General features: G+C 71.9%; 20 protein-coding genes and 1 pseudogene. 9 read left to right on the top strand and 12 right to left on the bottom strand.

The genetic code is table 11. From position 1 onward, the window contains the following. Nucleotides 1-26 precede the first annotated feature (26 nt). The 6 genes from OG285_RS04320 to allB all read right to left on the bottom strand — a co-directional run bounded on the left by OG285_RS04320 (nt 27) and on the right by allB (nt 6409). Complete coding sequence (locus OG285_RS04320; RefSeq protein WP_356831132.1) at nt 27-452, bottom strand: PaaI family thioesterase; 426 nt, start codon at nt 450-452, stop codon at nt 27-29. Nucleotides 453-495: 43 nt separating this feature from the next. Then, the gene (locus tag OG285_RS04325; protein ID WP_371790209.1) at nt 496-1677 is read right to left on the bottom strand and encodes a cytochrome P450; all 1182 of its coding nucleotides are present in this window, start codon (nt 1675-1677) and stop codon (nt 496-498) included. 4 nt (nt 1678-1681) lie between these two features. Further along, a complete protein-coding gene (locus tag OG285_RS04330) occupies nt 1682-2365 on the bottom strand; it encodes a response regulator transcription factor (RefSeq protein WP_356831323.1) in 684 nt (227 codons plus the stop codon). Continuing rightward, nucleotides 2353-3567, bottom strand: coding sequence for a histidine kinase (locus tag OG285_RS04335; RefSeq protein WP_356831136.1), 1215 nt, complete (start codon nt 3565-3567; stop codon nt 2353-2355). The genes OG285_RS04330 and OG285_RS04335 overlap by 13 nt, the downstream gene beginning before the upstream one ends. A gap of 197 nt (nt 3568-3764) precedes the next feature. Then, on the bottom strand, nt 3765-4589 hold the full coding sequence (locus OG285_RS04340; protein ID WP_371790210.1) for an AIM24 family protein: 825 nt from the start codon (nt 4587-4589) through the stop codon (nt 3765-3767). A gap of 482 nt (nt 4590-5071) precedes the next feature. Next, nucleotides 5072-6409, bottom strand: coding sequence for an allantoinase AllB (allB, locus tag OG285_RS04345; protein ID WP_371790211.1), 1338 nt, complete (start codon nt 6407-6409; stop codon nt 5072-5074). A gap of 298 nt (nt 6410-6707) precedes the next feature. Here allB and OG285_RS04350 point away from each other — a divergent pair, with 298 nt between their 5' ends. Next, complete coding sequence (locus tag OG285_RS04350; RefSeq protein WP_356831142.1) at nt 6708-7511, top strand: IclR family transcriptional regulator; 804 nt, start codon at nt 6708-6710, stop codon at nt 7509-7511. A 126-nt stretch (nt 7512-7637) separates the two neighbouring features. On the opposite strand, the gene OG285_RS04355 is transcribed toward OG285_RS04350, so the two are convergent. Together OG285_RS04355 and OG285_RS04360 are read right to left on the bottom strand one after the other, a co-directional pair. Beyond that, on the bottom strand, nt 7638-8315 hold the full coding sequence (locus OG285_RS04355) for an ABC transporter ATP-binding protein (RefSeq protein ID WP_356831144.1): 678 nt from the start codon (nt 8313-8315) through the stop codon (nt 7638-7640). After that, the gene (locus OG285_RS04360; RefSeq protein ID WP_371790212.1) at nt 8312-9355 is read right to left on the bottom strand and encodes an ABC transporter permease; all 1044 of its coding nucleotides are present in this window, start codon (nt 9353-9355) and stop codon (nt 8312-8314) included. Before OG285_RS04360 ends, OG285_RS04355 begins: the two co-directional genes overlap by 4 nt. 135 nt (nt 9356-9490) lie before the next feature. Here OG285_RS04360 and OG285_RS04365 point away from each other — a divergent pair, with 135 nt between their 5' ends. Further along, complete coding sequence (locus OG285_RS04365; protein WP_371790213.1) at nt 9491-10696, top strand: sensor histidine kinase; 1206 nt, start codon at nt 9491-9493, stop codon at nt 10694-10696. Continuing rightward, entirely contained in the window at nt 10693-11337 is a 645-nt protein-coding gene (locus tag OG285_RS04370) for a response regulator transcription factor (RefSeq protein WP_356831151.1), read from the top strand. The genes OG285_RS04365 and OG285_RS04370 overlap by 4 nt, the downstream gene beginning before the upstream one ends. On the opposite strand, the gene OG285_RS04375 is transcribed toward OG285_RS04370, so the two are convergent. Further along, nucleotides 11306-11662 (bottom strand): VOC family protein, encoded by a 357-nt coding sequence (locus tag OG285_RS04375; RefSeq protein ID WP_356831153.1) that lies wholly within the window; start codon nt 11660-11662, stop codon nt 11306-11308. The genes OG285_RS04370 and OG285_RS04375 overlap by 32 nt on opposite strands. Further along, nucleotides 11662-11970 carry a DUF5955 family protein gene (locus tag OG285_RS04380; RefSeq protein WP_356831155.1) on the bottom strand — a complete coding sequence of 103 codons (309 nt, stop codon included), beginning with the start codon at nt 11968-11970 and terminating at the stop codon, nt 11662-11664. The genes OG285_RS04375 and OG285_RS04380 overlap by 1 nt, the downstream gene beginning before the upstream one ends. A gap of 281 nt (nt 11971-12251) precedes the next feature. On the opposite strand from OG285_RS04380, the gene OG285_RS04385 reads away from it, so the two are divergent. The 3 genes and pseudogenes from OG285_RS04385 to OG285_RS04395 form a co-directional block, all read left to right on the top strand. Next, on the top strand, nt 12252-12821 hold the full coding sequence (locus OG285_RS04385; RefSeq protein WP_356831325.1) for a nucleotidyltransferase family protein: 570 nt from the start codon (nt 12252-12254) through the stop codon (nt 12819-12821). A gap of 214 nt (nt 12822-13035) precedes the next feature. Continuing rightward, nucleotides 13036-14658 carry a malate synthase A gene (gene aceB, locus OG285_RS04390; RefSeq protein ID WP_356831157.1) on the top strand — a complete coding sequence of 541 codons (1623 nt, stop codon included), beginning with the start codon at nt 13036-13038 and terminating at the stop codon, nt 14656-14658. Between the two features lie 309 nt (nt 14659-14967). Next, nucleotides 14968-15237: pseudogene (locus OG285_RS04395) on the top strand (cytosine permease); the annotation flags it as partial. Nucleotides 15238-15298: 61 nt separating this feature from the next. On the opposite strand, the gene OG285_RS04400 reads toward OG285_RS04395, so the two are convergent. Together OG285_RS04400 and OG285_RS04405 are read right to left on the bottom strand one after the other, a co-directional pair. Further along, a complete protein-coding gene (locus OG285_RS04400) occupies nt 15299-16828 on the bottom strand; it encodes a YfcC family protein (RefSeq protein WP_371790214.1) in 1530 nt (509 codons plus the stop codon). Beyond that, nucleotides 16825-17148 carry a hypothetical protein gene (locus OG285_RS04405; RefSeq protein ID WP_371790215.1) on the bottom strand — a complete coding sequence of 108 codons (324 nt, stop codon included), beginning with the start codon at nt 17146-17148 and terminating at the stop codon, nt 16825-16827. The genes OG285_RS04400 and OG285_RS04405 overlap by 4 nt, the downstream gene beginning before the upstream one ends. Before the next feature lie 190 nt (nt 17149-17338). Here OG285_RS04405 and OG285_RS04410 point away from each other — a divergent pair, with 190 nt between their 5' ends. From OG285_RS04410 to OG285_RS04420, 3 genes are read left to right on the top strand one after another with little or no spacing between them, the layout of a single operon-like run. After that, on the top strand, nt 17339-17875 hold the full coding sequence (locus tag OG285_RS04410) for a GNAT family N-acetyltransferase (RefSeq protein ID WP_356831163.1): 537 nt from the start codon (nt 17339-17341) through the stop codon (nt 17873-17875). A gap of 29 nt (nt 17876-17904) precedes the next feature. Beyond that, nucleotides 17905-18525: a TIGR03086 family metal-binding protein gene (locus OG285_RS04415; protein ID WP_356831165.1), complete on the top strand. Its 621-nt coding sequence runs from the start codon at nt 17905-17907 to the stop codon at nt 18523-18525. A 57-nt stretch (nt 18526-18582) separates the two neighbouring features. Continuing rightward, nucleotides 18583-19113 carry an adenylate kinase gene (locus OG285_RS04420; RefSeq protein WP_356831167.1) on the top strand — a complete coding sequence of 177 codons (531 nt, stop codon included), beginning with the start codon at nt 18583-18585 and terminating at the stop codon, nt 19111-19113. Nucleotides 19114-19115: the final 2 nt, after the last annotated feature.

Consider the following 19115-nt stretch of genomic DNA (forward strand, 5'->3'; position numbering starts at 1 on the left):
GACGCGTCATCAGGGGTGCTGTCCGGTCAGGCCGGTGGTGCGGCGGCGGAGAGCACGGTCCCCTGTGCCACGGCGCACAGCGCCTCCTCACCGTCGTCCCGCACCATGACCAGGTCGCAGCGGACCGTGGCCTGGCGGCGCCCGGTGTGCACCACCTCGGCGCGGGCGACGAGGGTGCGGCCCGCGCCGGGACGTACGTACTGGATGGAGAAGCCGCCGGTCAGCACGGCAGCACCCAGGGTGGTCCCGGCCGCGAAGGTGAGGGCGTTGTCCGCCGCGTACGCCAGCACTCCCCCGTGCAGAAAGCCGTTCTGCTGGAGCAGTTCGTCGCGGACGTCCAGCTCCAGGACGGCCGCGCCGCCGCCGAACCCGGTGATGCGCGCCCCCAGCAGACGGCTGAACGGCTGCGCGTCGAGTGTGCGGCGCGCCAGGTCCAGGTCGAGTTCGCTCATCGCGCCTCTCCTCCTCGTCCGGTACCGGATGCCGGGACCGGTCTCACCAGCGCACCGGCAGCTTCCGCACCCCGTGCATCAGAAGTCCCGGAATCCATGTGTACGCGCCGCCGTCCATGTCGAGTGCCAGCCCGGGGCAGCGCTCCAGCAGCGTACGGACGGCGATCCGGCCCTCCATCCTGGCGAGCGGCGCGCCGAGGCAGAAGTGGATGCCGTGCCCGAAGGCGAGGTGCCCCTGCGGAGCGCGCCGGATGTCGAACCGGCCGGCGTCCGGGAAGCGGGCCGGGTCGCGGTCGGCCGAGCCGAGCGAGACCAGGACGGGCTCACCCGCCGCGATGTCGGCGGAGCCGATCCGCAGGGGCTCCGCCGCATGCCGGTAGGTGGCGGTCTCCACCGGGCCGTCGTAACGCAGCATCTCCTCGACCGCACCGTCCAGCAGACTCATGTCGGCGCGCAGCGCGGCCAGTTGCTCCGGGTGCGCGAGCAGCGCGCGTATGCCGTTGGAGATCAGGTTGACGGTGGTCTCATGGCCCGCGACGAGCAGCAGGAAGGCCATGCCGACGAGTTCCTGGGCAGACAGCTGGTCACCGTCCTCGTCGCGGGCCCGGATCAGCGCACTCAGCAGGTCGTCGCCCGGCTGCTCCCGCTTGGCCTCGATGAGCGAGACCAGGTAGGCGCTCATCGACCGGGCCGCGGCGCTCTCCTGGTCGCCGCCGGTCGGCCCGATCAGCTCGTTGGACCAGACCCGGAAGCTCGCCCGGTCCAGGTCGGGCACCCCGAAGAGTTCGCAGATGACGGTCATGGGCAGCGGGAACGCGAGCGAGTCCACCAGGTCGGCCGTGCGCTCCGGGGCCGCCAGCATCCTGTCGAGGCAGGCGTCGGTGATCTCCTGCACGCGGGGGCGCAGCGCCTGCACCCGGCGCGCGGTGAACTCCCGTGCCACCAGCTTGCGCAGCCGGGTGTGGTGCGGCGGGTCGGTGTCCAGCATGTTGGAGTAGATGCCGCCCGACACGTCCTCCCAGCCGGGCGTCTTCCGGGGGTCCTTGGTCAGCCTGGGATCGTTGAGCGCCGCCCGCGCCTCCTCGTGGCCGACGACCAGCCAGACGCCGTCCGCATCCTGGGTGCGGACGCGGTGCACCGGTCCGGCGGCGCGCATCTTCTCGTAGTACGGATACGGATCGGCGTTGAAGGCCTCGGTGTCCGGCCGCAGATCGATCAGCGTCATCACCTCAGCGTACGTCGCCGTCCCCGTCGAGGAAGCCCGCGTCATGGACCAGCAGCGCGATTTGGACACGGTTGTTGAGGCCGAGCCGCGCCAGCACCCGCGACACCTGGGTCTTGACCGTGGGCACGCTCAGATACAGGGCCGCCGCGATCGTCGCGTTGGACTCACCGCGCCCGACGGCGAGCGCCACCTCCCGCTCACGGTCGGAGAGTTGGCCCAGCCGGCGGCGGGCCCGCACCGCGCGGTCGTCGGCCGCGCCGCCCGCCACATGGGTCATCAGCTGCCGGGTGACCGCGGGCGAGAGCACCGGATCACCGGCCGCCACCCGGCGGACCGCGGCGACGATGTCGGCGGGCGGGGTGTCCTTCAGTACGAACCCGGCTGCCCCGGCACGCAGCGCCCGCAGCACCTGCTCGTCGGCGTGGAAGGTGGTGAGCAGTACGACCTCGGGCGCACCGGCACCGCTCCGCAGCCGTTCGGTGGCCGTCAGCCCGTCCACGCCCGGCATCCGGATGTCCATCAGGACCACATCGGGGTGGACGGCGGCCACCAGCTCGGGCACCTCCGAGCCGTCCGCCGCCTCGCCGACGATCTCGATGTCCTCGGCGCCGCCGAGCATCAGGGCGAGCCCGGCACGAACGAGGGGGTCGTCGTCGACGACGAGGAGCCTGATGGTCACGCAGGCCAGGGTAGCCAGGCGGCGAGCCGGAAACCGCCGCCGCTCGTCGCGCCGTGGTCCAGACGGCCGCCCGCGAGGGTGGCGCGCTCGGTGAGGCCGATCAGCCCCTGGCCCGATCCCGGCACCTTCGGCACGTCCCCGGGCGGCGGCGGATTCCGTACCTCGACGGTCAGCCCGGCCCCGGGGCTGCCCGCGACCGTGACGGTGACCTCGGCCCCGGGGGCGTGCTTCCGGGCGTTGGTGAGCCCTTCCTGGGCGATCCGGTAGGCGGTGCGGCCGGTGGAGGCGGGGACGGTGGCCGGGTCCGCGACCTTGTTGTGCAGGGTGACCGACATCCCGGCCTGCCGGGACTCGGCGGCCAGGGCTTCGAGCGTGACCAGGGTGGGCTGCGGCCGGTTCTCCTCGCCCTCACCGGGGGTCCGGAGCACCCCGATGATCTCGCGCAGGTCCTGGAGGGCCTCGTGGGCGCTGTCCCGGATGACCCCGGCGGCGCGGGCGACCTCGGGCGCGGGTGCGTCGGGCCGGAATTCCAGGGCCCCGGCGTGCACGCTGAGCAGGGTCAGCCGGTGCGCCAGTACGTCGTGCATCTCCCGGGCGATGGCCTCGCGGGCCAGTCGCTGAGCCTGTTCGGCGCGGAGGTCGGCCTCCGCCTCGGCACGGTGGGCGCGTTCCCGCAGCACCACGACGAGCTGGCGCCGGGAGCGCACGAACATGCCCCAGATCATCACGAGCAGGACCAGCACCGTGCCGTAGAGCGTCGAGGCGATCCAGGACATGGTCGGGTCGGGTCGCAGCGCGGCCTGCACTCCCCCGGCCGCGACCGCCGCCGCCCCCAGGACGAGGACCGGCCGGAACGGTCGGTGCACGGCCAGGCTGAACAGCGCCACCAGCACGGCACCGGCGGTGAGCGGCGCGAAGGCGCTCACCACCACGAGCACCGCGGCGAGCCCCGCGGGCCAGCGCCTGCGCACCCACAGCGCACAGCAGGAGACAGCGCCCGTCACCTGGTCGGCGAGGCTCTCCATGTCGGAGTAGCCCGCCTGGTTCTTGATGGCGTCCAGGGCCAGCAGGCCGATGCCCAGCGCGGCCAGGAAGGCCGTGACGTCCACGATCCAGTCGCGCAGGGTCCGGCGCGGCCGCACCCGGTCCGCGGCAGGCTCAGCCTCTGCGAGGGCCGAGGGCAGCAGCCAGGGGTACTCCGAACGCGTCATATCGGCAAAGTTACGCAGGGGCCGGGCCCGGTGCGGTGTCCAGGAGGCCGGTCGAGACCAAAGTCGCGGAGTCGGAAACTTTGGGAGCCACCGCAGCGGGCCCGCCGGCCGCCGTCAGGAATCCGCCCGGCTGCCGCCCGGTCCGCCCCAGCCGGGACTCCCCCGCTGCCCGGCCCGTCCGCTGCCCGGCGCCCGGTCTATCCCGCGTTCGTGGAGAAGAGTCCGCCCGTGGGGCCCTGCTTGTCGCCGCCCTGGGCCTTCTTCAGGGCATTCGCCAGACCTTCGATGGTGAGCGACTGGAGGATGACACGACCGTTGCCCTCCAGCGTGGCCAGGGAAAGGCCCTCGCCGCCGAAGACCGCGTTCATCATGCCCTGGCGGTTGAGACCGCCGATCCGCTGGACGCCGTACTCGATGCCCTCCTCGAAGGCGACGATGCAGCCGGTGTCGACCTCGATACGGCCGCCGAAGTCGGCCGGGTTGAGGTCGATGAAGTTGCCCGCGCCACAGATGATCACGGTGCCACGGCCGGTGAACTTCTCCAGGATGAAGCCCTCACCGCCGCTGCGGCCCGTGCGGCCGCCCTGCCAGGCGATTCCGAAGTCGACCGTGGACTCCGCCGCCACGAACGCGTCCTTCTCGGCGAACCACGCCCGGTTGCCGTTCAGCTCCAGGGCGCGCATCTCGCCCGGGAGCACGCCGGCGAAACCGACCGTGCCCTCGCCGCCGGTGGCCGCGAAGTACTGGAAGGCGAGCGATTCGCCCGCCAGGGCGCGCTGGCCGACCTGCATCGCGGTGCCCATCGCCTGCCTCAGGATCCCGCCCATGCCGCCGGGCTGCCCCTGCTGACCGCCCTGCCCCTGCTGGCCGCCACCACCGGGTCCGGAGAGACGCGTCTCCATGCTGACGTTCGAGGTCTTGAAGAGGAACTTCCCGGCCTCGCAGTAGACGGTCTGGCCGGGCTGAAGGCTGACGACGGCCATCTGCATGGCGTTGCCGACGATCTCTTGCTGGAGGGTCACGGCCGGTTCTCCTTGGGGCGATGGCGGGGCCGGTACGTCCGTCCGTACCGGCAGGTGAACGGCCGGCACCGGCCGTTCGGTTCCGGTCCGGGCCGTGGCGGCCACGGGCCCGACCCGGCCCCGGACTCGCAGTCCGTTTCCCGCCGGTACGGACGGCCGTCCGCCGCTCTGCTGGGACGTGCGAACACTACCGACGAAACGATGGGGCGGGGACGCGGCATGTCTTCTCTGCGCCGGACCCCAGCGCGCGGCGACAGCGCTGGGAGGCTTCGGGACGGCGGACGAGGTGGCCTCACTGAGGGCGTATCCGGCGGGCGCGGCTGCCGGGTACGTAACGGGCCGGGCTGCTGGTGGACGGCCGGCACGCGGTGTGACGGTCGCGGGGATCCCTGCCCGGGGCCCCCTCCCATGAGCCGGGCCACGCCACGGAGCCCGGACGCCCGGACGAACGGGCGTCCGGGCTCCGTGGCCGGGCAGCGGGCTCAGGCGTCGCGTTCGAGCAGCCGGCCGACCGGCTCGCCCAGTACGCCGTTCTCCGCGATCCGCTCACCCCGCAGCCAGGTGGAGCGCACGACGCCGTACAGGGTCTTCCCGGCGTACGCCGTCACCTGGTTCCGGTGGTACAGCTCGGCCGGGTCGACGGTGAACGTGTCGTCGGGCGCGAGCACCGCGAAGTCGGCGTCCCGGCCGGCCTCGATCGCGCCCTTGGCGGACAGCCCGGCGAGCTCGGCAGGCGCCGAGGACATCCAGCGGACCACGTCGTCGAGGCTGTGGCCCCGCTCGCGCGCCGCCGTCCAGATCGCCGGGAGCCCCAGCTGCAGGGAGGAGATACCGCCCCAGGCATCGGCGAAGTCGGGGGTCTTGAGGTCGGTGGTGCAGGGCGAGTGGTCGGAGACGATGCAGTCGATCGTCCCGTCGGCCAGCCCCTGCCACAGCGCGTCCTGGTTGGCGGCCTCGCGGATCGGCGGGCAGCACTTGAACTCCGTTGCCCCGTCCGGGACTTCCTCGGCCGTCAGGGTGAGGAAGTGCGGGCAGGACTCGACGGTGACCCGGACACCCTCGCGCTTGGCGGCGGCGATCAGCGGCAGCGCGTCGCTGGACGAGAGGTGCAGGACGTGGATCCGCGCGTCCAGCCGCCGGGCGAGCGCGATGAGGCCCTCGATCGCCGCGTTCTCGGCGGCGCGCGGGCGGGAGGCCAGGAAGTCGGCGTACTGCGGGCCGCTGCGCTGCGGGGCGTCGGCCAGCTGGTGCGGGTCCTCGGCGTGGACGATCAGCAGCCCGCCGAAGCCGGCGATCTCGGCCATGGACCGGGCGAGCTCCTCCTGGTCCAGCTCGGGGAACTCCTCGACCCCCGAGGGCGACAGGAAGCACTTGAAGCCGAACACCCCGGCGTCGTACAGCGGGCGCAGGTCCTTGACGTTGGACGGGATCGCACCGCCCCAGAAGCCGACGTCGATGTGCGCCTTGCTGCGGGCCACGTCCTGCTTGGTCCGCAGGTTGTCGGCGGTCGTGGTCGGCGGCAGCGAGTTGAGCGGCATGTCGAGCAGCGTGGTGATCCCGCCCGCCGCGGCGGCCCTGGTCGCGGTCCAGAACCCTTCCCACTCGGTGCGGCCGGGGTCGTTCACATGGACATGGGTGTCGACGAGGCCGGGGAGCAGCACGTCGTCCCCGAAGTCCGTCAGCCGGGCGCCCTCCGGCACCTCCGCGTCGTAGGGCAGCACTGCTGCGATCTTCCCCTCGGCGACGGCGACCGATGCGGCGCGCGTCCCCTGGGGGGTGATGACTCGCGTCGAGCGCAGTACCAGTTCGGTGGTGGACACCCGGGCCCCTCTTTCCATATAGCGAAATTCACGTTCCAGTAATGGAGTGTTCGCTGCGCACCGTGGCTCGTCAAGACCGGACAGGCCGCCTGGATGATTCCACAAAGCAAAAGCCAAATTTCGGCTACCGGAATGTGCTTCTCTCTGGCGCCTCCGCGTCCGGATCGTACCCATCCGATGGCCCGATCCGGACAAAGGGGTCCTGACCGGCCCCTTCGCCTGTCGCGGAGGGGGATACCGCGGACCGCGGGCCGGTAGGCTGGCGCCTTGCCCCGCCCGCCTCGAAAGGACCGCCGCCGTGCCGCAGTCCCACGCCAGCGCACCCGACGCCAAGACCGCAGCACCGAGCGGTGGCGTCCAGTCCCTGGAGCGCGCCTTCGATCTGCTGGAGCGGATGGCCGACGCCGGTGGAGAGGTCGGCCTGAGCGAACTCTCGGCCGCCAGCGGTCTGCCGCTGCCCACGATCCACCGGCTGATGCGCACCCTGGTCGCCTGCGGCTACGTACGCCAGCAGCCCAACCGGCGCTACGCGCTCGGCCCGCGCCTGATCCGGCTCGGCGAGTCGTCGGCCCGGCTGCTCGGCACCTGGGCCCGCCCCTATCTCGCCCGGCTGGTCGAGGAGACCGGGGAGACGGCGAACATGGCCCTGCTGGACGGGGACGAGATCGTGTACGTCGCACAGGTCCCGTCGAAGCACTCGATGCGGATGTTCACCGAGGTGGGACGGCGCGTCCTGCCGCACTCGACCGGCGTCGGCAAGGCGCTGCTCGCCCACACCTCAGCGCCCGAGGTCCGCGCGCTGCTCGCGAGGACCGGCATGCCGGCCGCGACCGAGAAGACGATCACCACACCCGAGGGGTTCCTGGACGCGCTGGAGGTCGTACGCCGGGCCGGGTACGCGGTGGACGACAACGAGCAGGAGATCGGTGTCCGCTGCCTCGCGGTGCCGGTGCCCAACTCCCCCACGGCCGCCGCGATCTCGATCTCCGGTCCGGCAGGCCGGGTGACGGAGGAGGCGACCGAGCGGATCGTGCCGATCCTCCAGGGCATCGCCCAGGAGCTCTCGGCCACGCTCGCGAGCGCGGGAACCCAGCAGGTCTGATCCGGCCGGGGACCTGGCGGCCCGGCCGGACACGGACACCGGCGGACCGGCTCGGACGCCGGGACGCCCGGACCCGGTCGGGTCCGGTCCGGAATCCTGCGGGTCCGGTGCCTATCGGTCCGCGGCTCAGCCGACCGGCACGGTGAGCCGCCCGTCGGCCATCGACACCGTCCGGTCCATCCGGTCCAGGTGCGTGTGGTCGTGGGTGACCAGCACCGTCGCGGTCCCGCGGGCCCGGGTCAGCGTCACCAGCAGGTCCAGCACACCCGCGCCGCGCTCGTGGTCGAGGGCGCTGGTGGGCTCGTCCACCAGGAGCACCGACGGCTCGTTCATCAGGGCACGCGCGATGTTGACGCGCTGCCGCTGACCGCCGGAGAGCTGGTGCGGGCGCCTGCCCGCCTGGTCCGCGAGGCCCACCGTGTCCAGCAAATCCACCGCACGCTCGCGGACTTGAGCGGCGGACCGGCCCGAGAGATGCGCCATCACCTGGAGCTGCTCGGCGGCCGTCAGGGCGGGAAGCAGATTCGGCTGCTGGAAGACGATGCCGATGCGTTCGCGCCGGAGCGCCGCCTTTCCGGCGCGGCTCAGCGAGGCCGTGTCCGCCCCGTCGACAACCACCCGGCCCCGCTCCGGGGTCACCAGCGTCGCGGCCACAGCCAGCAGGCTGGACTTGCCGGAGCCGGACGGTCCGACCACCGCCGTCAGCGAACCGGCCGGGACATCGAGGGTCACCGCGTCCAGCGCGACCACCCGGCCGTCCCCGTCGGGGTAGGTCAGCGTCACGTCGTCGAGGGTCAGGGTCATCGTGCGCTCCCGAGAGCGGTCAGCGGGTCGACGGCGGTGATCCGCCGGATGGACAGAGCGGCGCCGAGCACGCCGAGGGCGACGATCACGGCGGCGGGGAGCACCGCGGTCAGCGGGTCGAGCACGAAGGGGACGCTCCCCGGCACGACAGCACCGATCCCGGCGGCAAGGGCCGTGCCCAGCAGTGTCCCGGCCAGCAGCATCAGCACCGCCTGGCCGAGCGCGTCGCGCAGCAGATACGGGGTGGAGGCACCCAGCGCCTTCAGCACGGCGATGTCCCCGCTGCGCTGGATGGTCCAGACCGTGAAGAACGCGCCTATCACCATGGCCGAGATGACGAACAGGAAGCCGCGCATCAGCTGGAGCGAGCCGTTCTCCGCACGGTAGGAGGGGAGCGCGCTCAGCGAGCCGTCCAGGGTGAGCGTCTTCGTACCGGCCGCCCGGTCTCCCGCGCCGAGGTCCGCCCCGCCGGTGGTGGTCAGAGCGACCACGCTGGCGTGCTCCCCCGCGTGGAGCGAGGTCCACGCGACGGGGGTGTGACTGTACGAGTCGTCCCCGGCGACCGCGGTCACCGTGAGCTTCCTGCCGGACAGCGTGACGGTGTCCCCGGCCGCCGCGCCCAGGTCGTCCGCTGCGCCCCTGGACAGCACCACTCCGGATGGCCCGGGCTCCGCGGGCGCCAGACCCGAGCCGGGCCGCACCGCGAACGCGGAGACCGCGGCCGTGCGGCTGCCCGCCTCCGCGTTGCCGGTGCCGATGGCGAGGGGCTGTGCGCTCTTCACCCCCGGCTGTGCGGCCCAGGTGCGCCAGGCGCTCCGCGGCAGCTGCGATCCGGTGAAGGACGCGGACTGGCCCGGCGGCGGCGCGGCGAAGGCCAGATGGTCGGCGGACAGTCCGGTGACGGCCGACGTGTTGTCCCTGGCCAGCCCGGCGGTCAGCCCCGACAGCAGTCCGACCAGCAGCGTGATGAGCACGATGACCGTGCCCATCAGGGCAAACCGGCCCCGGGCGAATCTCAGATCTCTCCATGCGACGAACATGTGCCCAACCCTGCGGGCACCGGGGGCCCGTGGGCATCGCGCCACGGATGGCTCCGCACGGATCAAAAGACGGAGCCGGCAATCAAACTTTCGATTGAGGGCGTTCCGGGACGATCCGCCTACGCTGGAAGGATCATGGATCCCCGTGCACTGACCCCCGCGCTGCTCGTCCTGCGGCTCTGCCTCCACCTGCTGATGGCGGGGCTGCTGGTGCTGGCCGCCGCACGGGCGGTGGCCGGGCACGCGTCGAACGCGCCCGCGGTGGTGGCGGCGGCCGCGGTGCTGGGCGCGGTGTACGCGGCGGGCACGGTCTGGCCCCCGGTACGGACCTCCCGCACGGCCGCCGCCGTCTGGCTCGGTGTGCTGGGGCTCGCGTGGGCGGGGCTGCTCGTGCTCTCCCCGGACGGGCTGTGGGTGGCGTTCCCGCTGTACTTCCTCCAGCTGCATCTGCTGCCGGTGCGCTGGTCGGTGCCCGTGGTCGTCGTCACCGCGGGCGCGGCCATCGCCGCGTACGTGGGGCACGGGGCAGCACTGAATCCGGGTGCCTTCATCGGGCCGCTGCTCGGTGCGGCGGTGGCCGTGGCCACCGTACTCGGCTACCAGGTGCTCTACCGCGAGAGCGAGAGCCGCCGCCGGCTCATCGAGGAGCTGATCGCGACCCGGGCCGAACTCGCCGATGCCGAGCGGACCGCGGGCACGCTCGCCGAACGGGAGCGGCTCGCCCGGGAGATCCACGACACGCTCGCCCAGGGACTCTCCTCCATCCAGCTGCTGCTGCGGGCCGCCGGGCGCACCCTGCCCGCCGACGCGCCGGCCGCCGCCCACATCGAACAGGCCAGGCAGGCCGCACAGGACAACCTGGCCGAGGCCCGCCGCTTCGTACGGGCGCTGTCGCCGCCCACGCTGGAGCACGGTTCGCTGGCGGCCGCGCTCGACCGCCTGTGCGCGGGCGGGCCCGGGCCGCGGGTCCGCTTCTCCACCAGCGGCACTCCGGTCGCGCTGCCCACACCGTACGAGGTGGCGCTGTTACGTATCGCGCAGTCGGCGCTCGCCAACACCGTCCGGCACGCCGGGGCGTCCCGCGCCGAGATCACGCTGAGCTTCATGGGGACCGCTGTCGCCCTGGACGTCGTCGACGACGGCTCGGGCTTCGATCCGCTGCTCGCCGGTACCGCGTCCGGCGACGGCGGTTTCGGGCTGCCCGCCATGCGCTCGCGCGTCGAGTCCCTGGGCGGCACCTTCGCCGTCGAGTCCACACCGGGCCAGGGGACGGCCGTGGCGGTCACGCTGCCGCTGCCCGATTCCGAAGAGGTGCCCGCGTCCGAAGGGGTGTCCCGATGACGATCCGGCTGCTGCTCGCCGACGACCATCCGGTGGTCCGGGCCGGGCTGCGCGCCGTCCTCGACACCGAACCCGGATTCCGGGTGTCCGGGGAGGCGGCGACCGCCGAACAGGCCGTGGAGCTGGCCGCGTCGGGAGAGTTCGACGTCGTCCTGATGGATCTCCAGTTCGGCGCGGGCATGCACGGCGCGGAGGCCACAGCCGTCATCGCCGCCGTCGAAGGAGCACCCCGGGTCCTGGTGCTGACGACGTACGACACGGACGCGGACATCCTGGCCGCGGTCGAGGCCGGTGCGAGCGGCTATCTGCTGAAGGACGCGCCACCGGAGGAACTGGCCGCCGCCGTGCGGACGGCGGCGGCGGGCCGCTCGGCGCTGGCGCCCGCAGTGGCGCACCGGTTGATGGACCGGATGCGCACGCCGGGCGAGTCGCTCACCCGGCGGGAGCTGGAGGTGCTGCAGCTGGTCGGGGACGGTCTGTCGAACCAGCAGATCAGCAAGGCGCTGTTCCTCAGCCAGGCGACGGTGAAGTCCCATCTGGTGCACATCTACGCGAAGCTGGGTGTCGACTCCCGTACGTCCGCGGTGGCCGCGGCCTCGGCACGGCGGCTCATCCGTCGTGCCGGTGGCTCAGCACATTGACGACCTTGCCGTTCGGATCGCGTACGAAGAACCGTCGTACGCCCCACTCCTCGTCGCACAGCGGGTGCACGATCTCCGCCCCGGCGGCCAGCACCGCCGCGTGCACCGCGTCCACGTCGTCCACCTCGACGGAGAGGTCGGGCTGTACGGCGGCGCTCGCGTCGTGCGTGGTGAGGGTGATCTGCGCGGTGGGGTTGACGGACGAGGCGAGCGTCATGACCCAGCCGTGGTTCATGACCTCGCCGAGCCCGAGCAGACCGTAGAAGTCCCGGCTCTCCGCCATGGCGTGCGTCGTGATGTCCGGCACCACTCTGCGGACGGACATCAGGAGGCCGATCCGAACAGCTCCACCGCGTTCCGTACCTCCGAGAGCGAGACCGCGAGTGCGCTGACCGAGCCGATCGCCCCGGCGACCAGCAGCAACGAGCGACGCAGCCGCAGGATTTCCGGCACTCCGCTGCGGGCCATCTCCTCCAGGGCCGCCAGTTCGTCCTCGGCGATGGCCCGGTCCGGGAACTGGGCCGGATGGGCGCCCAGTTCACGGCGGAGCCGGGAGACGGAGGAACTGAGCTCCGTCACCCGCGGGTCCTCACCGGTGCCCGTTACGCGCTTCTGCCCCGCACTTCGCAACAAAGTTCCCCCTCGCACAACTCTGTGCTGATTATCCCTACGGTTGATCGACCGTGTGGCGCTGGTCGGACACCGCGGGTCACGAGTCAGTTAACGCCACCGCGCGTCGTTCTCGCCACTCCACAGCGGGAATTCAGCCGGACGGGGTGGTGTCCATGAGGTATCCAGTCCTGATGCGATACGAAGGCGGAACCGAAGTGAACAACCCGGACACAGATGCCCCCCGGCCAGGAGATGTCCTCCGCCCAGGGCCGGAGCGCACGGCCGGACCGGTGGTCGCCGGCCTGCTGCTCGCGGCCGGTGGCGGGCGGCGGCTGGGCGGCCGCCCGAAGGCCCTGCTGGAGCACCGCGGCCGGCCGCTGGTCGAGCACGCGGTCCGGGTACTGCGCGAGGGCGGGTGCGGTCCGGTGCATGTCGTACTGGGTGCCGCCGCGGACGACGTACGCAAGCGGGCCGAACTGTCCGGATGCGTACTGGCCGACAACCCCCGGTGGGAGGAGGGCATGGGGTCGTCGCTGCGCGCCGGACTCGCGTCGCTCGCGGGGTCGGGTGCGGACGCCGCCCTCGTCCTGCTGGTGGACCAGCCGGGGATCGGGGCGGCGGCGGTGGCCCGGGTACGGGAGGCGGGCGGCGCCGCGACGAGCCTGGTGGCGGCCTCGTACGAAGGGAAGCGCGGCCACCCTGTCCTCTTCGGCGCCGACCGCTGGGCGGACATCGCGGCGACGGCGGTCGGGGACCGCGGGGCCCGCAGCTACCTCAAGGCCCACCAGGAGTCGATCATGCTCGTGGAGTGCTCCGACATCGCCGAGGAGTACGACATCGACACGGTCGAAGACCTGTTCCACTTGGAGTGACCGACCTGGCACTCTGCGACGACTTCTGTCGATCCGGAGAATCTCGATGTCAACATAGCGTTGAACTTCCACCATGAGGAAACTAGTATCCACACGTCAGAAGCGCTCTGTGTCCCACAGAGCGCCAGCGACCGTATCGCGACCCCGTGGCACTCCGTGCCACCATGAGAGTCCTGCGGCCGCCAGATACTGCACGCTGAAGGAGTGACAGCTCATGTCCGCACCAGCGCCGTCTCCGCTGGCCATCGTCGATGCCGAGCCCCTGCCCCGGCAGGACGAGGTCCTCACCGATGCGGCCCTGGCCTTCGTGGCCGAGCTGCACCGGCGGTTCACCCACCGCCGTGATGAGCTGCTCGTCCGCCGTGCTGAGCGCCGTGCCGAGATCGCCCGGACGTCCTCGCTCGATTTCCTCCCGGAGACCGCGAGCATCCGCAACGACGACAGCTGGAAGGTCGCGCCGGCTCCGGCCGCGCTGAACGACCGCCGCGTCGAGATCACCGGCCCGACCGACCGCAAGATGACCATCAACGCCCTCAACTCGGGCGCCAGGGTCTGGCTCGCAGATTTCGAGGACGCGTCCGCCCCCACCTGGGAGAACGTTGTCACAGGCCAGCTCAATCTGACCGATGCCTATGAGCGCCGGATCGACTTCACGGACCCGAGGACCGGCAAGTCGTACGCCCTGAAGCCCGCCGCCGACCTCGCCACCGTCGTGGTGCGCCCGCGCGGCTGGCACCTCGACGAGCGCCACCTCGTGCTGGACGACCGCCCCGTCCCGGGCGCACTGGTCGACTTCGGTCTGTACTTCTTCCACAACGCCAAGCGCCTCATCGAGCTCGGCAAGGGCCCGTACTTCTACCTGCCGAAGACCGAGTCCCACCTGGAGGCGCGCCTCTGGAACGAGATCTTCGTCTTCGCACAGGACTACGTCGGCATCCCGCAGGGCACGGTCCGCGCGACCGTCCTGATCGAGACGATCACGGCGGCGTACGAGATGGAGGAGATCCTCTACGAGCTGCGCGACCACGCGTCCGGACTGAACGCGGGGCGCTGGGACTACCTGTTCTCCATCGTCAAGAACTTCCGCGACGGCGGCTCCAAGTTCGTCCTGCCGGACCGCAACCTGGTGACGATGACGGCGCCGTTCATGCGCGCGTACACCGAACTGCTGGTCCGCACCTGCCACAAGCGCGGTGCGCACGCCATCGGCGGCATGGCCGCGTTCATCCCCTCGCGGCGCGACGCCGAGGTCAACAAGGTGGCCTTCCAGAAGGTCAAGGCGGACAAGGACCGGGAGGCCGCCGACGGCTTCGACGGCTCCTGGGTCGCCCACCCGGACCTGGTGCCGATCGCCATGGAGTCGTTCGACGCGGTCCTCGGCGAGAACCCGAACCAGAAGCAGCGCCTGCGCGAGGACGTCACGGTGGCACCGGGTGACCTGATCGCGATCGACTCCCTGGACGCCAAGCCGACGTACGAGGGCCTGGTCAACGCGGTCCAGGTCGGCATCCGCTACATCGAGGCGTGGCTGCGCGGCCTGGGCGCGGTGGCCATCTTCAACCTGATGGAGGACGCCGCGACGGCGGAGATCTCCCGCTCGCAGATCTGGCAGTGGATCAACGCGAACGTGGTCTTCGAGGGCGGCGAACAGGCGACGGCGGAGCTGGCCCGGAAGATCGCGGCGGACGAACTGACCGCGATCGAGAAGGAGATCGGCGCGGAGGCGTTCGCAGCGGGCAAGTGGCAGCAGGCACACGACCTGCTGCTGACGGTGTCCCTGGACGCCGACTACGCGGACTTCCTCACTCTGCCCGCGTACGAGCAGCTGGGGAGCTGAGGCTCCACCACACGCCGAAGAAGGGACAGTCCCGGTGCCGTACGGCACCGGGACTGCCCCTTCTGTTTTTCTCCCCCGCAACTTCTCCCTGCGGCTTCTCCACCAGGCCGGCGGCACAAGGCCCGGCGATCCGACCGGAGTTGGCCCCCTGGGCCCGCCCCTGTGCGGTCGGGCGCCGTCGACCGGCCCCCAGGTCATCGAACAGAGTGGGCGCACACAAAACGGACGGATAGCCTCCGGTTCCGCGGTCGACCGTGCGGCCCACTCCGGCAGCTAACCGGACTCCATGCCTCCGGAATGCCCCCCAACCTCTCGGGCTACATGGGCCAGAAGACCGGCATCCCGTTCCCGGTCATGAGCCGTATCAGTTTCGGAGTCGGGGGCGCCCAGATCCCGGCTCTCATCCGTGGCGCCGTCGCCATCGCCTGGTTCGGCATCCAGACGTATCTCGCATCCCATGTGCTGAACGTCCTGCTGATCACCCTGCACCACCCGCTCGTCGGACTGACCGAGAACTCCTTCCTCGGCCTGTCGACCCTCGGCTGGATCTCCTTCGGGTTCCTGTGGTGCGTGCAGATCGGCAGCATCCCTCCACGCGCGGATCTGAGACCGTGCCGCGTCCGGGTCGCCGGGCCGCGCGTCACGTCCAGACCGCCCCCAGCGCCACGAACCCCCCGATCAGCACGAACAGGATCGCCAGCAGCGGCCAGATGAACCGCAGATACTTGTCGTACCCCACCTTCGCCAGCGCCACCCCGCCGATCGTGACAGCGGTCGTCGGGACCCAGAGGTTCATCCAGCCGCTCGCCGACTGCCAGGCCGTGACGACCAGGGCGCGCGACACCCCGGCGAAGTCGGCCAGCGGCGCGAGGATCGGCATGGCGAGCGTGGCGTGGCCCGAGGTCGAGGGGATCAGGAAGGCCAGCGGCAGATTGACGAGGAAGACGAAGAAGGCGAACACCGACGACGACGTGCCCGAGACCAGGCCCTCGATGGAGTGCAGCACGGTGTCCGTGATCTGCGAGTTGTTCATGATGACCGTGACTCCGCGGGCCAGCACGATCACCAGCGCCGGGGAGATGAAGTCGGCGGCACCCTGCACGAGGGTGGCGCTCAGCCGCTGCTCGCCGAGGCGGGCCACGATCCCGACGATCACCGCGGCGACCAGGAAGAGGGCCGCCAGCTGCGGGAAGGACCAGCCCAGTTCGAACCCGTACGGGGTGGCGCCGGCGTCTCCGGTGAGGGCGCTCGCCCAGGGGACGACCGAGAAGATCATGAACGCGAACGTCAGGGTGACGAGCACCAGGATGACCTTGTGCAGGGTGGTCAGCCGCGGGGGTTCCGCCGCCCCGGTGGCGCTCTGTTCACGGTCGCCGGGCAGGAACCCGGAGAGTGACCGCTCCGGATTCCGTCTGACCCGTCTCGCGTAGCGGATGACGTACGCGATGGTCACCGAGGTGAGGACGATCCACATCAGCGCGCGCAGCACGATGCCGTCGCCGAGGGAGATGTCGGCCGCCGACGAGGCGACCCCGGTCGCGAAGGGGTTGACGGTGGAGCACAGCACGCCGACCCCCGCGCCCAGGATGATGGTGCCGGTCGCCACCATCCGGTCGTAGCCGAGTGCCAGCATCAGCGGGACGATCAGCCCGTAGAACCCGAGGGTCTCCTCGGCGAACCCCTCCACCGTGCCGAGGAGCGCGAAGACCAGCATCACACCCGCGATGAGCAGCGCGCCGCGCTCGCGGAGCCGGTGCGCGAGACGCCCGATGCCGAGGTCCAGCGCACCGGTCGCGAAGACCACCGTGATGAAGGCGCCGATCGCGATGACGAAGAGGAACACACCCGCGCTGCCGTACAGTTCGCCGGCCAGACCGGGGCCGACCTGGCCGGTCTTCGCGTCCTGGACGCCGTAGAGGCCGTTGACCGGGGAGAGGAAGAGGTCGTTGAGCCGGTGGACGATCCCCCGGTCGGAGGGGACACGGTGGTACGTGCCCTGGATCGGCGCCCCGGACTTGTTCCTCTTGTAGGCGCCGGGCGGGATCAGGAAGGCCAGTGCCCAGACCGCGACGGTGACGACGGCCAGGACGGTGAGGGCACTGGGGAAGACGAACCCGCGTTTTTCCGGTGGCTTCTCGTCCGGGGCCTGCCGGGTCTGGACCGTGCTCACGCGGCGGCCCGGGACCGGGACGCCGCAGTGGGCGCGGCACCGGACGGACGCAGTGCGGCCAGGCGGGTGACGAGCCTGCGCTGCACCTCCTGCGAGTCCTGCCCCGGACGGGAGCGGAGGCTCAAGTTCACTCGCACGTACGGCACGACGGGTGGCGCCCCATGGCCGGCCGGGGACGCCTCGATCCCGGCGACCGTGACCGCCGGGCCGCTCCGGAGCAGCCGGCCGGGGCCTCCCGAACCGGTCAGCGCGGCATCGCCGCGTACGCCCGCGAGCGTACGGAACTCCTCCTGCCCCGCCTGCCCGGGTCCCAGCTCCATCGTGCACCCCTGTTCCGCTCCGGAGGATCTGCGCCAACGGCATCACAGGGAGCGTGGGCCCGCACTTTGTCCGATACCACACCGGTGGGGCCGCACTCGGTCCTTGTACCGTCGCGGATGCGGCGCCACCCGCTTGCGGGAGGGCCCTGCGGGCGAAGCCCCCGACCACGGACAGTGAGGACCAAGGCCAGTGATCACCACGGAACGCCTCCGGCTGCGCCCGCTCAGCGAGTCCGACACGGACTGGTGGGTGCGGCTGCACGCCGACGAAGAGGTCAACTCGTACGTCGGCGCCTACACCCCCGCGCAGGCCGCCGCGCGCCTGCGTGTCATCGAGCAGCAGTGGGCCCGGCGGGGACACGGCCTGTGCGCCGTCGAGCTGCGGAGCACCGGGGAGGCCATCGGACGCTGCGGCCTGCACTGGTGGGAGCAGTTCGACGAGACCGAGATCGGCTGGACCTTCGCCCGTGCGCACTGGGGCCGCGGCTACGCCACGGAAGCGGCCCGGTCCGTGCTCGCCTGGGGCTTCGGGCCGCTGGGGCTGGAGCGGATCACCTCCATGATCCACCCCGACAACGCCGCATCGGCCGCGGTCGCCCGGCGCCTCGGGTTCACACCCCTGCGCGAGGACACCGTCCTCGGCCGCCCCTGCACCGTCCATGCGCTGGCGCTGGAGGACTTCACCTCCGCCGCCGGGAATCCCACGGGATTTCCGGCCGACCGATGAGTTCTCGTGCCGGGTCCGGTCTGAAAGGTATGAACACGGATAGGCACACAGAGGCGCGCAGGGAACCGGACGGCGCTCTGCCCGACCTGGAACCGCCGGCCCGGCACATGGCGAGGCTCTCGGACGCCGTCGGCGACGGGCAGCTGGGCGATCCCACGCCCTGCCCGGACTTCGCTGTCCGGGACCTGCTCGCCCACATCTCCGGGCTCACGGTGGCGTTCCGCGCCGCGGCCGGGAAGGACTTCGGGCCGAACACCGACACGGCGCCGGGGACCGGCCCCAAGCCCGAACTGGCCCCTGACTGGCGGACGGCGCTGCCCCGGCAGCTGGAGGAGCTGATCGCGGCCTGGCACTCCCCCGCCGCCTGGGAGGGCGACACCAGGGCGGGCGGATTCACCTTGCCCGCCCCCGTCGCCGGTCGGATCGCACTGAACGAGCTGGTCGTACACGGCTGGGACCTGGCCCGTGCGACCGGGCAGCGGTACGCGCCCGATCCGGGGAGCCTCGGCGTCTCGTACGCGCTGCTCGGCCGGCCGGACAGCCCGGCGCAGGCTCCCGCCTTCGGCCCGGCTGTCGGGGTTCCGCAGGACGCCCCGTTCCTCGACCGGGTGATCGGGCTCAGCGGGCGCAGCCCGGAGTGGAAGCCTTAGGAAGCCCTGGCCGGCACCGGCCCGTCGGCCGCCTCCGAAGCCGCGTACCCTGCCCCGATGCGACGCATCCTCGTAGCCGGTATCACCGGGGCCGGAAAGTCCACCCTCGCCCGGGCGCTGAGCGAGCGGCGCGCCGTGCCGTATCACGAGATGGACGCGCTGCACTTCGTCGGGCCCGGCTGGTCCGTGAACGAGGCGTTCGCCGGACAGGTCGCCCGGATCGCTGCCACCCCGTCCTGGGTCTTCGACTCGTACGGCTACCCCGAGGTCCGCGATCTGTTGTGGGAGCGGGCCGACACGGTGGTCTGGCTGGACTATCCGAGGCGAGTGGTCATGCCCCGGGTCCTGCGGCGGTCGCTGCGCCGGACTGTGCTGTGTGAGCGGGTGTTCGGCGGGAACCGGGAGACGGTGGCGGGGTGGTTCCGCGGGGACCACCCCGCCTGGTGGGCGTGGTCCCAGCACGCGGCCCGCCGGGAGGACATCCGCCGCCGCACCCGCGACCGGCGTTTCGCGCCGCTGCGCGTGCTCCGCTTCGAGCGCCCCGAGGAGACGGCTGCCTGGCTGGAGACCCTCGGCCGCGACAGCTGATA

The organism is Streptomyces sp. NBC_01471, from assembly GCF_041438865.1.
Lineage (GTDB): Bacteria > Actinomycetota > Actinomycetes > Streptomycetales > Streptomycetaceae > Streptomyces.